The sequence below is a fragment of the Knoellia sp. p5-6-4 genome, assembly GCF_029222705.1.
GTDB lineage: Bacteria > Actinomycetota > Actinomycetes > Actinomycetales > Dermatophilaceae > Pedococcus_A.
This window is the reverse complement of record NZ_JARGZF010000001.1, coordinates 2,254,998-2,268,810: the sequence shown is the minus strand read 5'-3', so window position 1 is coordinate 2,268,810 and position 13,813 is coordinate 2,254,998. Positions and strand designations below refer to the sequence as shown.

Below are 13,813 nucleotides of genomic sequence, written 5' to 3'. Positions count from 1 at the left end.
TTTGTCACCGCGGGTGGGCGCAGCGGTGCTCAGAGCAGGGCGCGCAGGGCGGCGTCGGCCTCGGAGGTCACGGGGTCCTCGAGGTCGGCGACATAGACCGCGTATGCCGTGCGGGCCGGGTTCGAGCGCAGCTCGGCGAGGACGTGGCGCCAGGCCGCGAGGTTCGGGTGGTCGACCGTGGTGCACGCCTCAGCGGGCTCGAGTGCCTCGGCCGCCGCCTCGAGCTGGGCACCGGTGAGCTCGAGGGTCGCCGTGGAGCCGTCGTGGCCGAGCACCTTCGCCAGCACCACGGCCGGGAGGTTGTGAGCGCCCCCGGGGCGGTTGACGTGGGGGAAGTCCGGCTCGGGCGAGCTCGACGCGGAGCTGATGCCGACGGCATACGCGGTGGGGGCCTGCCAGCCGGGGATCGTGGCGGCGACCTGCTCCTTGATCGCCTTCAGGCCCTCGGGTGTGCTCCAGTCCGGTGCGCTCATGCCCCCATCCTGCCCCGGACCGACCACCGGGGCGCGAGCCGGCAAGGCCCGCGCCCCGGCGCGTGAGGTCAGGGGTTGACCGAGGTGGAGGCGGTCTTGAAGGTGCCGAAGTAGCCGTACGCCCGGTCGTCGGCGTCGTCGTCGAAGCCCATCGCGCCGATGGTGCCCGACAGGGCGCCCTCGCGTGCGGTCTCGGTGCGCCGCGTGGTGAAGCGGTTGCCCTGGTCGTCGGTGTACTTGTCGTAGACGGTGCTGGTGAAGGTGCCGCCGAAGCCGGTCCAGGTGATGTTGGCCATGGGCTGGGCCGTGGTGCCGCCGTCGTGGTTGGCCACCTCGAGCGGGCCGGTGAGCGTGGCCTTGCTGAGCTTGCGGTCGACGGTGAGCGTGGCCGGCCCGGCGCTGTAGAGGTAGCGCTGCGACTCCATGGCGCACTCGCTCTCCGGGGGCTCCTCGCCGTGGCCACCGCCGAACATCGGCGGCAGCACACCCTCGGGGCACGTCCAGTCGGTGATCTCACCGAAGACCATCGGGTTCCTGTCCCCCTCGACCCGCAACCAGCCCACGTGCGCGTTGCCGCCAACCCCCGGAAGCTCGCCCATCTCGAGCCAGGTGGTCTCGGCGAACGAGCCGCTCGAGCGCTCGGTCCAGCGGGTGCCTGCCTGGGCCGGGGCCGCGGCGAGCGCCAGCGGCACCGCAGCGACAACTGCCGCTGCAGCAATCTTGGTGGTGAGCGACATTCGCGTTCCTTTCATCGTGCCCAGCGATCGTCGGGCAGTGGGCTCCGCCGGGGCGGCGGAGGGTTCTCGGGTGCGGTGGCGAAGGCGTGTCGGGTCAACGGCGCCCGCCACGCGCACTCACTTCCGGGTGCGCAGGCGGGCCAGGACGAGGGCGCCGACGTGGTCGCCCTGGGCCTTGCCGTTCTCGATGCCCATCGGGAAGTGGATACCGCCGTAGAGCCGCGACTGGGCGGCCTCGTTCGCGGCGTGGTGGAAGGAGTCGAACGAGCGGGCGGGCAGGCCCCGGTCACGGTGGCTGTCGTCGACGTAGGCGAAGCTTCCCAACATCTCGGTCAGGACCGTGGAGGCCGCCCGCGAGGCGACCGAGTGGCCCGAGGTGTACTCCGGGAACTGGGGGCTGTTGACGAAGGTGACCCACTCGGGGTCGATGTGACGCCGCACGTAGGTGCTGGGCCGCAGCAGGTTGAAGCGGTACTTCCAGGTCCAGCAGTTGAGGAAGGCGTCGTGGAGGGTGACGCCGAGACGCGCGTAGGCCTCGAGCGTGTCGGCCAGCGACAGGCCACGGGCCCGGGCGACCTGGGCGACCGTGAGCATCCAGTGTCCGGACGGCAGGCCCGACAGCAGCGGGTTGTCGGTCCAGAACCGTGCGATGGCACGCTGCTCGTCGGTGAGCGTCTTCGAGGTCTGGTAGACCGTGTCCGCCTGCTGCCAGAACGCCGACCCCGGCTCGGTGGAGAAGGGGACGTGGTCGATCGGACGCACCTCGTCGGCGCTGCGCAGCACCATGGGGCGGACCTGCGACCAGTAGGGCTCGACGGCCGGACGGTAGTTGGGGTGCGTCGGCTCCCACAGCGACTCACCGACCGGCGGCGTGTAGGCGCGGCCCGCGATGGCGGCGCTGCCGTCCTCGGCCAGCCACCGCGCGATGGCCCCGCCGACCGCCTGCCCGTGGCGGAGGGAGTTGGCAACGGTGCCGCGGTGCACCCCGGCCGCCCGGCGCTGGGCCACCTGCACGGCGTGCAGGGCGTCGAGGGTGTCACGGTTGGCCTGCGCGGCGGTGGCGTAGACGGCCCGGGCGACGGCGAGCGCCGAGGCCGAGAGCGCGACAGGCCAGTCGATGGCTCCACTCGGTCGAGGCAGCGGGCCGAGCGCGGTCAGCTGGCCGCCGAGGGAGCGGTGCCGCGGCATCCCGCCGACACAGGCCTCGTACATGGCCAGGGCGAGGTAGTGGTAGCAGCGCGCCGCCTGGGTGGGCGAGGGACCCTCCCGCCAGGTCAGGTCGTAGCAGGTCTGGACCCACGCGCTCGCCCACTCCGGCGAGAGCCGCTCCACGGCCGCCTGCGGACCAGCCGCGGCGTCGGCCGCCGCCGGAGCGGCGCCCCAGGTCGCGGCGCCGAGCGCCGTGGCACCCAGTGCGGCCCCGCCGGCGATGAAGACCCGGCGCGACGGCTGCCCCGCACCAGCGCATGACTGAGCTGCACGACCCATGTCGCGTTCCCCCTGCTTCCCCCTCGGATGCTGATGGCACCGTTGCCCCCGCCACCCGTTGAGACGCGAGTATGGGGCCGGAGGTTGCCTCCGCGTGGGAGAAAATGGGGATTCGCTTACCCGGCGCCAACGCCCGTCGCCACCGTCCACGAACGGAAGCCGGCTCGAAGACCTCGAATCAGGCTGTGGCAGAAGGGAAGGCGTCGCGCCAGGCGCGGATCTCACCACCGGGGGTGACGACGGAGGTGGCCGCGAGCATGGCGTGGCCCACGGCGCGGGTCACGCAGTCGCCGGCGGCCGCCATCAGCTCGTAGATGCCCGGCAGATCGGGCGCCGGTCGCTCCCCCGTCGCCAGCGTGAACAGGGTGTCGCCGTCGAGCAGCGTATGCACGGGGTTGACCGCCCGGGCCAGTCCGTCGTGGCCGAGGCCGCTGACCTTCTGGCACTCGGCCTTGGTCAGCGTGGTATCGGTCGCGATGACGCCGATGGTCGTGGCCATGCCCGGCGCCAACGGCGCGCGGTGCGCCTCCTCGGCCGCCCGGGCCCTCGCCGCCTCGACCTCCGCGAGCGCCGGCACCCCGATGCCCGCGAACTCACCGGGCAGCCCGTGGCGCGCCGCGAGCAGCTCGCCGGTGTCGGGGTGCACCGGCAGGCCCCAGGCGTTCACGGCCACCAGGGCCGCAACCGTGGTGCCGTCGCCCAGCACCGCGCTCGCCGACCCGATCCCGCCCTTGAGGCCGCCTGCCCGCGCCCCGGTGCCGGCCCCGACGCAGCCCTGCCGCACCGGACCGGCGTCGGCGTCCTCGCAGGCGGCGCGCCCCTCCTCGGCCCCGGGGTGGTTTCCGAACTCGCCGCCCCGGCCGAGGTCGAAGAGCACGGCTGCCGGCACGATCGGGACCACGTCCCCCGGCTCGCCCATCGGCCAGCCCGTGCCCGCGGCATACAGGTGCTGGCAGACGCCGTCGGCGGCGGCGAGCCCGAAGGCGCTTCCGCCGGTCAGCACGATCGCGTGCACGCGGTCGACGAGGTTGCGCGGGTCGAGCAGGTCGGTCTCACGGGTGCCGGGGCCTCCGCCGCGCACGTCGACCCCCGCAACGGCCCCCTCCGGGCCGGGAAGCACGACGGTGGTGCCGGTCAGCCAGCCGTCGGCGGTGCGGGTGGCGTGACCGACCCGTATGCCGCCCACGTCGGTGAGCGTGTTGGTGGGGCCGGGACGCACGGGCACTCAGCCGTCCAGGTCGGGACTCGCGTCGATGACGCAGAAGCGGTTGCCGTCGGGGTCCTCGAGCACGACGTAGTCGTACGGCTCGTCGGGATAGGGCCAGTGCTCCACGCGGCGGGCCCCCAGCCCGACCAGCCGCTCGACCTCGGCGGCCTGGTCGTCGGCGTAGAGGTCGAGGTGGACGTGCGGCACCTCGGCCGGGCGGGTCTCGCCGAGGTTCAGGGAGAGGTTCGGGCCGCCGCCGTCGCGTGGCTGGAGGATCACCCAGTCGGGCTCGGGCTCGTAGAGGGGCTCGTAGCCCAGGGCCCGCGACCAGAAGGCCGTCGCGGCAGGCACGTCGCTGACGTTGACCACCACGGAGCCGATGCGCAGCCCGCTCACCGGTCCGGCCCGCCCGCTCCCAGCCGGAGCTCCATGAGGTCACCGGTGTCGGCCAGCCCAACCCGCTCGCAGAGCGACCTCGTGTGCCGCCCGGGTCGCATCTGCAGGGCCGAGAGCCCCTCGGCGCGGGCCCAGTCCCGGGCCGCGGTGAGGAGCAGCTCCCCGATCCTGCGGTTGCGGAACCGCGGGCGCACGAAGAACTGCTCGACCATGAGGCTGCCGCCGCTGCCGCGGTCACCCGGCCAGGGCAGCGGCCGGTGGCGGGTGGTCAGGAGGTAGCCGGCGTGCTCCCCGCTGCACTCGGCAACCCAGACGGGGTGGTCGGCCGCGGCCGCGAGCCAGGCGAAGGCGAACCGGTCGAGGAACCCCGGCTCGGAGGGGGCACCGCGGTGCCGGGCGCACTGCAGCGTCAGCGCAGCGACGACGAGGGCGTCGTCCGGCGCGGCCCGGCGCACCGACGGCTGCGGCGCCTGCTCGGCCACCTGCTCGCTCACCCCCGAAGTCAAGCACGCGGGGCGCAGCCGTGCCCGGCATACGGGCTCGGGCCAGCCGCGTCACCGCCGCGGACGGACAGCACGACGCCCGTGCAGTCGATCCTGCACGGGCGTGGTGGTCCGGGGGCTGCGCGGCGCCGCAGCGGAGGGCTACAGCTGGATGCCGAGGCGGCGGGCCGAGCGGGCCCGCTGGCGCGAGGCACGCAGCCGGCGCAGGCGCTTGATCAGCATCGGGTCGGCCTCGAGGGCCGCGGGGTTGTCGATGAGGGTGTTGAGCACCTGGTAGTAGCGGGTGGCGCTCATGTCGAACAGCTCGCGGATCGCCTGCTCCTTCGCGCCGGCGTACTTCCACCACTGGCGCTCGAAGGCGATGATCTCGCGGTCGCGCTCGCTCAGCTCCGCGGCGGCGCTGCTGGTGCCCTGCTCGTGTGCGGCGTTCACTCTCGACCCTCGACCCTGTCGTTTTCCCCGGCGTTGCGCGGGCAACTATACGGAGGGAATCACACGCTTGTCATTCCGCTCTCGAAGACTCGCAGGCGGGGTTCCGGGCGGGAAACCTCCCCCGTCACACCAGTCCCAGAGGTGTCTTGCGACCCCTCCGGTCAGGCCATGGTGTCGAGGATGGCGGTGATGTCGTCCTCGGAGGTGTTGGGGTTGACGACGGCGAACCGGGTCAGCGTCTCCCCGTCGTGGGACGTCGGCACCACGAAGGCGAACTCCTCGGCCAGCAGTCGGTCGGACCACTCCTGGTACTGCTGCGGCGTCCAGCCCAGCCGGCGGAAGACGACGACGGAGAGGTCGGGCTCGCGCACCACCTCGAGGTAGTCGCGGCGGCGGATCTCCTCGGTGGCGAACCGGGTCACCGCGAGCGTCCGCTCGATGGCCTCGGTGTAGGCGCGCGTGCCGTGAGTGGCCAGGGAGAACCAGAACGGCAGGCCGCGGGCCCGGCGGGTCAGGCCCACGGCGTAGTCGGTGGGGTTCCACTCCGGGGCCTCGGTGAGCACGTCGAGGTAGGACGCCTTCTGGGTGTGTGCGGCCCGGGCCCACGCCGGCTCGCGGTAGATCAGGGCGCAGCAGTCGAACGGCGCGAACAGCCACTTGTGCGGGTCGACGATGAACGAGTCGGCCAGCTCGATGCCGCGGTAGCGCTCGCGCACCGACGGCGCCGCGAGCCCCGCTCCCCCGTAGGCGCCGTCGACGTGGAACCAGATGCCGAACTCGTGGCACACCTCGGCGACCGAGGCGAGGTCGTCGATGATGCCGAAGTTGGTCGTGCCACAGGTGGCCACGACCGCGAAGAACGTCTCGGGCCCGTGGGCGAGGAGCACCTCGCGCAGCCGGTCGCCGGTCAGCCGCCACTGGTCGTCGACGTGGACGCCGACCATCTCGGCGTCCATGACCTGGCACGCCGAGTCGATCGAGGAGTGGGCGGCCAGCGTCGCCGCCACGCGCCACGGCCGGGCGCCCGCGCCGCTGCGCCCCTCGAGCCTGGCGCGCGCCCGGGCCTTCTCCCGCGCGGTGACGAGGGCCGAGAGGTTGCCGATGGTGCCACCGGGGGTGAACACCCCGCCTGCCCCCTCCGGGAACCCCGCGAGGTCGGCGAGCCACCGCAGGGCCTGGTTCTCGGCGTAGACCGCTCCGGCGCCCTCGAGCCACGAACCCCCGTAGATGGAGGAGGCGCCGACGACGAGGTCGAACATCGCCGCCGCCTCGGTCGGGGCGCACGGGATGAAGCTGAGGTAGCGCGGGTGGTCGGTGGAGATGCAGGCCGGCGCGAGGTCCTCCTCGAACAGCTTCAGCGCCGCCAGGCCCCCGATGCCGTCAGGGGTGATGGTCTGACCGGCGATGCGGTCGAGCTCCTCCTCGCTGCGCGGGCCGTCGAGCGGCACCGGGTCGAGCTTCAGGCGGTCCTCCGCGTACTTGAGGACCGCCTGGCCGAGGGCGTGGAGTGACTCGTCGTGGAACCCGTGCACGCCGTGGAGTCTAGGCCCGGACGCACCGCCGGAGGACCACCCGCCCGAGGACCACCCGCCCGAGGCTCACCCGCCGTCGATCACACCGGGGTCACGCCGTGGTCACGACCCGAGGATCTTCGCCTTCTGGGCGGCGAACTCCTCGTCGGTGAGGATGCCCTGCGCCTTGAGCTCGGCGAGCTCCTTCAACTGGGCGATGGTGTCGCCACTGCTCGCCGGCGCCGCGGCTGGCGGTGGCGGCGCGGCCGCGGCCTGCTGGTCGGCGTAGGCCTGCTCCCGCTGGGCGTAGATGTTGGCGTCGCGTGTGGCGTACTTCTCCGCCTGGCGGCGCTGCACGCGTCCGCTGACCGCCGTCGCCGTTCCGGCGACGACCGCCGTGCGGGCGACTCCTCGCAACAGTCCTGGCATCGCGTCCTCCTCAGGCGCTCTCGGCACTCTCAGTGCCCTCGATGGCCTCCAGGGCCTCCATGACGACCGGCGCGGGGATGCGCGCGCTCGCGATGAGCTCGCCACCACTGTTGCGCGCAGCGGCGACGAAGGGGATGGCCCAGCTGTTCTCGTAGACGATGAGGGCGGCCACCGTGCCCGCCCGCATGGCCGACGACGCCTCGTCAACGTCGTCGTCGCCGAGGAGCCCGCTGCGGGCGCCGGAGAAGTACGCGAAACCGTCGACCCCGGAGGGGTCGCCGAGCTCGAGCACCTCCACCGAGCCGTCCTCGTTCTTGCTGATCACCAGCAGGTCGTAGAGGCGGATGATGCCGCGCTCGACCAGGTCGAGCAGCGCCTGGCTCGCCTCCCCCGTGAGCTGGTCACGGGGGAACTCGAGGAGGACGAAGTCGACGGGGCCATGGACGTCGGACGACGCGGTCGTCGGTTCGGTCGAGGTCACGGTGACCTTCCTTTCGGTCAGTTGTGGGAGGGCTCCGCTACTTCCCAGCCGGCATCTCGCCCGCCTGCAGGACGTCACGACCGTGCATGGTGACCGCCCAGATGACGAACACGTTGAAGGCGATGACCGTCAGGCTCCAGATGGGGTAGTACGGCATCCACAGGAAGTTGGCGATGATGCTCAGCGAGGCCACGATGACGGCGACGGTGCGCGCCCACGTGGCACCCTGGAACAGGAAGAAGCCCGCGGTGGCGACGACCGCGCCGAGCACCAGGTGCGCCCAGCCCCAGCCGGTCATGTCGAAGGTGAAGACATAGTCCTTGCCCACGACGAAGAACTCGTCGTTGACCAGGGCGACGATGCCCTGGATGGCGTGGAAGACGCCGCTCATGATCATGAGAATTCCGGCGAAGACGGTCACGCCCACGGCGCCCGCGCTGTATTCGCGGGTACTGGCCGTGGCCCGACCCGGAGTGGTGGTAGCCATGGTGGCCTCCGTCCGATGCGCGCGCGTGATGCGCGCTGGGTTTCACTGACACTGCTGTTGTATGCCGCGCCGCCCCGGGCCGCCTCACCCCTGTGGGGTGAACTGGGCTCGTCAGGGCAGAGGCTGGGACTTGTCGCTGAGCTGCAGCTGCCGCTCCTGGGCCGACTCGGGCTCGCCTGCACCGGGCTGGACGGCCGCACCCGCGTCGGCCGACCCGGCCCCGGCGGCAGCACCCTCACCGGTGCCGGCACCGCCCTCGGGGGCCGGCGGAGTCGCAAGGAACTCGATGAGCGCGAGCGCGACGGCGACCACGACCGCCGTCACCAGGACGACCGTCACTGTGGGCCGGGTCCAGAACAGCAGGACCAGGCCGGCGACGATGAAGGTGCCCAGGCGCAGGGCCCTCCTCCGGCTCCAGGCCCAGACCCCGAAGCGACCGGTGTGCCAGCCGGCTGCCTCTGCGCCGGTGCGGGCCGAGCCGATCCCGTGGGTCAGCGTCGAGCGGGTCCGGGAGGCCGCGGTGGACGGGCCCAGGAGGAAGGCGGCCAGGGCGGCGAGGAGCCCGGCCACGGCCAGGGCCCGGGCGCCGGTCCGCAGGAAGCGCACCAACGTGTCGAAGACGTTGCCGGCAGCCTGCTCGTCCAGCACACCGCCCGGCAGGGCGTTCACGTAGGCCGCCCGGGCCAGGGCCAGGCCCACCCCGAAGAGCAGCAGGGCGCCGACGACCCCCAACGACCCCCGCAGCACGGCGCGCCGGCGGTCCCGCGCGAGGAACACACCCCCGGCGAACATCGCCAGGGCGATGACGGGGAGCCAGACGCCCAGGGTGTTCAGGAGCCGGTAGGCGCCCTGGGCGTTGGTGATGGTCTCGGACTGGACCAGGACGAACGACCGGTCGACCGTGGGCACGCGCTCGGCGAGGGTGAACCCCTCGCTGACGAGGCGCTGCTTCACCTGGTCGATGATCGGCGCGAGGTTGAGGGTCACGGTGTCGCCCTGGGCGCTCACCGCACCGCCCTCGTTTCCCTCGAGCAGGTTCACCAGCTGCTCGTGGGCCACGGTGTTCACCCGCTCCCACAGCTGCGCGAACTGCGGGCTCTGGACGAGCCGGGTGATCTGGGTCCGCGTGAAGCTCTCGACACCGTTGGTGATGGGCACGGCCAGGCCGGGCAGCACCGCGGCCACGCGAGGCGGCACGTTCTCCTGTTGGGCCAGCGTCTCCAGCGTCTCGCGGGTGAAGGTCTCGATGTCGAGACCCTCGAGCACCGCCCGGGTGACCTCGTCGGCCACCGCGGCCTGCACGGCCGGGTCCTCCGCCAGCGGCGCCACGGTCTGCACGTACTGCTCGGTGTCGGAGACCTGCGTGCTCGCCCAGACCGCCGTCACCGACAGCGGCGCCAGCACGCAGGCGAGCACGAGGAGCAGCGCGGACCCCACGGCATACCAGGCGGAGCGCTTGTGGTCCCTGGCCAGGTGGGCCGACCCCCTGGCGGTGCTGAGCTCACCCTCGAGCTCGGCGACGCGCGCGCGCAGGCGCTCGACCTCAGTGGTGTCGTCCATGGCACAGCCTTCTTCCAACGCGTCGGTCTGGTGCAACTCCACCGTCACCCCGGAGTCCTGCCCCGACATCACCCCGCCGGGGTGATGCCCTGCACCGACCACCCGCCCGATGGTGAGGACATGAGAAGGACCACAACCGTTGCCGCCGCCCTCGTCTGGCTCGCGCTGGTGCCCGCGGGGCTCGCAGGCTGCGGGGGCGCTGAACCACCCGCCTTCTGCCAGGACCTCGACGCGCTCGCGGCGTCGATGAACGCCCTGCGCGAGACCGACGTCAGCGCCGAGAACGCGGACGACGTCAAGACCAAGCTCCAGGCCATCGGCGACGACCTCAACCAGCTGACGGACACCGCCAAGCAGCAGTTCGAGGCACAGATCAGCGAGGTGAAGAAGCAGGCCGCGGAGCTGCAGACGAGCTTCGGCGCCGCGACGGCGGCTCCGTCCGAGGACTCGGTCGCGGCGGCGCGCAGGGACGTCGGCGAGCTGAAGAACGCCTTCCTCGACCTCGAGGCGGCCCTGCAGGCCAGCTGTTGACCTGCGCGACGGCGAGCAAGCCCTCGAAGTCACCCCTCGCAGATGAGGTGAGACCACGGGCGCGACATCACACTTCGAGGTGAGAGAGCCCTCTCTCGCGAGGCCTTGGCATTTCACAGATAGGAGCCTGGAATGGATTTCTGGGACGTTGTGTGGTTCATCATCATCAGTTTCGCGTTCGTGGCCTACCTGATGGTCATGTTCTCGATCCTCACGGACCTGTTCCGGGACCGCGAGACCGGCGGCTTCGCCAAGGCTGTGTGGGTCATCGCCCTGATCTTCGTGCCGTTCCTCACCGCACTGATCTACCTCGTGGCCCGTGGCCGCAGCATGGCGGATCGGTCCATGAAGGAGGCCCAGTCGCTGCAGCAGCAGCAGGAGGCCTACATCAAGGAAGTCGCCGGCAAGGCCACCCCGGTCGACCAGGTCGCGCAGGCCCGGCGGATGCTGGACGCAGGGGAGATCTCCCAGGCCGAGTACGAGCGCCTCAAGGAGAAGGCCTTGGCCTGATCCCGGTCCTCAGGCTCCCAGCGAGGCTCCCGCGCCCCGGTGCGCGGGAGCTTTCGTCTCTGCCGGCACGCGGTGAGGCGCACGTCGTCCTCGTAACGACACGTGTCCGCCGCTGCCAACAGTCATACCGATGGCGCAGGCGCTTCTCATACATGCGGACCAGGGGCATCCCTGACCTAGTCCTGATGCATCCCCTCCCTAGTGCTCATGGTCCACCCCGCGGCAGCCGCCTAGCCTGAAGTCGCAGGCGTCGTCTTGACGTCCCATCCACTGAAGCAGGCGGGGGAGAAGGACCCATGGTGTGATGCCTTCGAGGCCGAAGAAGACCGGGTCGAGCTCGAGCACCGCCACACGGTCACTGCTCTCGGCAGCCCGGTACGGCATACCCGGGCTGCCCTCACCTCACGTCGCCCGGCCCCGCCTGCTGTCCGCCTTGGCGGCCTCCGAGCACACCCCTCTGACGCTCGTCAGCGCGCCCGCGGGAACCGGCAAGACCACCCTCGTCGCGGACTGGGCGCGCCAGCGCCTGCTGCGGTCCCCGACGGCATGGGTGACCTTCGACGACGGTGGCGACTCGCTGTGGGTCGACCTCGTGCTGTGCCTGGGACGACTGGGCGTGCCCGTGCCACAGGTCCGCGCCGACGGCACCGGCACGACACGCCTCTCCCGGTCGCAGCTCACCACCCTGGCAGAAGGCATCGCGTCGGCACCCCAGCGCCTGACGGTCGTGCTCGATGGCTACGACCTCGTGCATCCCGACGAGGCCCGGGAGCTGCACTACCTCCTCGAGCACACCGCCGGCCGGCTGGGCCTGGTGCTGGTGACACGGGTCGACCCGGCGCTGCCGCTGTACCGGTACCGGCTGGAGGACTCCCTGGTCGAGCTGCGCGTGGCAGACCTGGCGTTCGACGACAGCGAGGCCGCCACCCTGCTCGGCCGTGCCGGGGTGGCGCTCGACGCGGAGGTGCTCCACGCCGTCAACACGAGGGTCCGTGGCTGGGCGGCAGGCCTGCGGTTCGCGGCGCGCGCCCTGGCCGGCCAGGACGACGTCGACCGGTCGGCGGCGTCGGCGGTCACCTCGGCCGTCGACATCAACGAGTACCTGGTGGGCGAGGTCCTGGACGTGCAGACCTCGGAGGTGCGCGACTTCCTGCTCGAGACCGCGGTGGCCGACGTGCTCTCGCCCGCCCTGGTCACCGAGCTGCGCGGGCCGGAGGCCCGCCACGTCCTCGCGGGACTCGGGCATCCCAGCACCTTCGTCGAGCCGGTGCCGGGGCAGCCCGGCTGCTTCCGCTACTACCCCTTCTTCAAGGAGCTGCTCCAGGCCCAGCTCGCCTACGAGCGACCGCAGCGCTGGGCCGAGCTGCACCGCACCGCAGCCACCTGGTGCGAGCGGGAGGGTCTGCCGGACCGCGCCCTGTCCCACCTCGCGGCCATCCACGCATGGCAGGAGGTCGCCGCCCTGATGGTGGCCGCCGACCGCGTCGCGGTGCTGCTCTCCGAGGGGGACCTCGCCGGACCCCTGTGGTCTGCGGCGACCCGGCTTCCCCGCGAGCTCGACGCGCCGGAGGCCTGTGCCGTCCGAGCCGCCGTGTCCCTGGTGCTGGGTGACGCCCACACCTGCGCCGGGGAGCTGGCCGCGGGCAGGGACGGGTTGCTCGCCGCGCCGACCGACGCTGCCAGACCCGCTCCCCCCGTGGTGGCGGCCACCCTCGCCGCCATCGACGTCGCCCGGGCGGCCATGGACGGGAGCGCCGACGAGGCGGCCGTGCTGGGCGAGGTGGCGGCGGAGGCCCTCGAGCACGCACGCCCCAGCTCACTGGGTGTCACCAACCCCGGCCTGGTCGCCCTGCTGGCACGGTGCCGCGGCCTCACGGCCATGCGTCGCGGCGACGCCCGCCGGGCGCGCGCCGTCCTGAACGAGGCTGCGGTCTCGGTCACCGAGGCCAGCGGTATGCCGTCCGGCATCCTCGCGGACGTCCTCGGGCACCTCGCCGTCGTGGACGTCCTGGAGGGTCACCTGGCGCGTGCCGCGCGGACCGCGGAGGACTCGCTGGCTCTCTCCGACGGCAAGCGGTCGGCCGCGGTCTGCCACGGTGAGGCCGCCGCCCACATCGCGCTGGGCGCCATCGCCCTCGAGCGGTGTCACGCCAAGGAGGCCCGTCACCACGTCTCCGTGGCCTTCACCTCCCCCACCCTCGGCGGGCACCCCCTCTGCAGGGCCCTGGCCGAGGCCGTGCTCGCCGGCGTCGAGCGCGCTGCCGGGAACCCCCAGGCGGCCCTGACCCGGCTCGACTCCGCCGCTGACGCGGCGGGGAGGACCGACCCGTGGCTGGCCGACCGGCTGCGCGTGGAGGCCGCACGGCTGGGCCTCGCCAGCGGCCGCACCGAACAGGCGCTGAACTCCCTCAACGCGGTCGAACACCAGGGCATGCCGCAGGCGGCGGCCGTGGCGGCCGTGGCCTTCGCCCAGATGGGGCAGCTCACGGCCGTGGAGGACCGGCTCTCGCACGTGCGGCACAACGACCCGAACCTGCAGACGGAGGTGATGGCGCTCCTGGCCGAGGGCGCGCGCGACCTGCAGCAGAACGCGCCGGTCCGGGCGCACGCCGCCTTGGACCGCTCGCTGCGACTGGCAGCCCCCGAGGGCATGAGACGGCCGTTCCGCGAGGGCGGGGCCCTGGTGCAGCGGCTCCTGTCGTCGGACCCGGTCGCCCTGCAGGAGCATGCCTGGCTCGCCCAGGGCCCGATCGGCGACCGCCCGGCGGGGGCGGCCCCCCACGCCTCGTCGCAGCACGCCGTGCTCCGGGCGTCGGAGGCTCCGGTGGAGGAGCTCACGGCGAAGGAGCTGGAGGTGCTCGCGCACCTCGCCGAGCTGCTCACCACGGAGGAGATCGCGGGGCGGATGTTCATCTCGGTCAACACGGTGCGCACTCACGTGCGGAACATCCTGCGCAAGCTCGCCGTCAACCGCCGCAATGCCGCCATCCGCCGTGCCCGTGAGCTGGGGCTGCTGGGGGACTCGGACGCCACCACCGCCAGCGCCTCCTGACCGTGCGGACCGCGAC

The 13,813-nt window shown here is 72.6% G+C and carries 15 protein-coding genes; 3 read left to right on the top strand and 12 right to left on the bottom strand.

Features of this window, described 5'->3' with window-relative positions; genetic code table 11:
- Positions 1-29 precede the first annotated feature (29 nt).
- The 12 genes from P2F65_RS11070 to P2F65_RS11015 form a co-directional block, all read right to left on the bottom strand.
- A complete protein-coding gene (locus tag P2F65_RS11070; RefSeq protein WP_275806925.1) occupies positions 30-473 on the bottom strand; it encodes a hypothetical protein in 444 nt (147 codons plus the stop codon).
- A 68-nt stretch (positions 474-541) separates the two neighbouring features.
- Positions 542-1,210, bottom strand: coding sequence for a hypothetical protein (locus P2F65_RS11065; RefSeq protein WP_275806921.1), 669 nt, complete (start codon positions 1,208-1,210; stop codon positions 542-544).
- Between the two features lie 117 nt (positions 1,211-1,327).
- A complete protein-coding gene (locus tag P2F65_RS11060) occupies positions 1,328-2,698 on the bottom strand; it encodes a vanadium-dependent haloperoxidase (protein ID WP_275806918.1) in 1,371 nt (456 codons plus the stop codon).
- 178 nt (positions 2,699-2,876) lie between these two features.
- Positions 2,877-3,917 (bottom strand): P1 family peptidase, encoded by a 1,041-nt coding sequence (locus P2F65_RS11055; RefSeq protein ID WP_275807397.1) that lies wholly within the window; start codon positions 3,915-3,917, stop codon positions 2,877-2,879.
- 6 nt (positions 3,918-3,923) lie between these two features.
- Entirely contained in the window at positions 3,924-4,301 is a 378-nt protein-coding gene (locus tag P2F65_RS11050) for a VOC family protein (protein ID WP_275806915.1), read from the bottom strand.
- Entirely contained in the window at positions 4,298-4,795 is a 498-nt protein-coding gene (locus P2F65_RS11045; protein ID WP_275806912.1) for a GNAT family N-acetyltransferase, read from the bottom strand. The genes P2F65_RS11050 and P2F65_RS11045 overlap by 4 nt, the downstream gene beginning before the upstream one ends.
- Before the next feature lie 150 nt (positions 4,796-4,945).
- Positions 4,946-5,236, bottom strand: coding sequence for a DUF3263 domain-containing protein (locus tag P2F65_RS11040; protein ID WP_275806909.1), 291 nt, complete (start codon positions 5,234-5,236; stop codon positions 4,946-4,948).
- 161 nt (positions 5,237-5,397) lie between these two features.
- Positions 5,398-6,768, bottom strand: a complete 1,371-nt coding sequence (locus P2F65_RS11035; RefSeq protein WP_275806906.1) for a pyridoxal-dependent decarboxylase — start codon at positions 6,766-6,768, stop codon at positions 5,398-5,400.
- Between the two features lie 102 nt (positions 6,769-6,870).
- Entirely contained in the window at positions 6,871-7,176 is a 306-nt protein-coding gene (locus P2F65_RS11030; RefSeq protein WP_275806903.1) for an SHOCT domain-containing protein, read from the bottom strand.
- A gap of 10 nt (positions 7,177-7,186) precedes the next feature.
- Positions 7,187-7,657, bottom strand: coding sequence for a DUF6325 family protein (locus P2F65_RS11025; RefSeq protein WP_275806900.1), 471 nt, complete (start codon positions 7,655-7,657; stop codon positions 7,187-7,189).
- Between the two features lie 37 nt (positions 7,658-7,694).
- Positions 7,695-8,144 carry a hypothetical protein gene (locus tag P2F65_RS11020; RefSeq protein ID WP_275806896.1) on the bottom strand — a complete coding sequence of 150 codons (450 nt, stop codon included), beginning with the start codon at positions 8,142-8,144 and terminating at the stop codon, positions 7,695-7,697.
- 111 nt (positions 8,145-8,255) lie between these two features.
- Positions 8,256-9,704: a hypothetical protein gene (locus P2F65_RS11015; RefSeq protein WP_275806892.1), complete on the bottom strand. Its 1,449-nt coding sequence runs from the start codon at positions 9,702-9,704 to the stop codon at positions 8,256-8,258.
- A gap of 120 nt (positions 9,705-9,824) precedes the next feature.
- On the opposite strand from P2F65_RS11015, the gene P2F65_RS11010 reads away from it, so the two are divergent.
- From P2F65_RS11010 to P2F65_RS11000, 3 genes are all read left to right on the top strand, one after another.
- Positions 9,825-10,235, top strand: coding sequence for a hypothetical protein (locus tag P2F65_RS11010; RefSeq protein WP_275806889.1), 411 nt, complete (start codon positions 9,825-9,827; stop codon positions 10,233-10,235).
- A 132-nt stretch (positions 10,236-10,367) separates the two neighbouring features.
- On the top strand, positions 10,368-10,745 hold the full coding sequence (locus P2F65_RS11005; RefSeq protein WP_275806886.1) for an SHOCT domain-containing protein: 378 nt from the start codon (positions 10,368-10,370) through the stop codon (positions 10,743-10,745).
- 304 nt (positions 10,746-11,049) lie between these two features.
- A complete protein-coding gene (locus tag P2F65_RS11000; RefSeq protein WP_275806883.1) occupies positions 11,050-13,797 on the top strand; it encodes a LuxR C-terminal-related transcriptional regulator in 2,748 nt (915 codons plus the stop codon).
- Positions 13,798-13,813 lie beyond the last annotated feature (16 nt).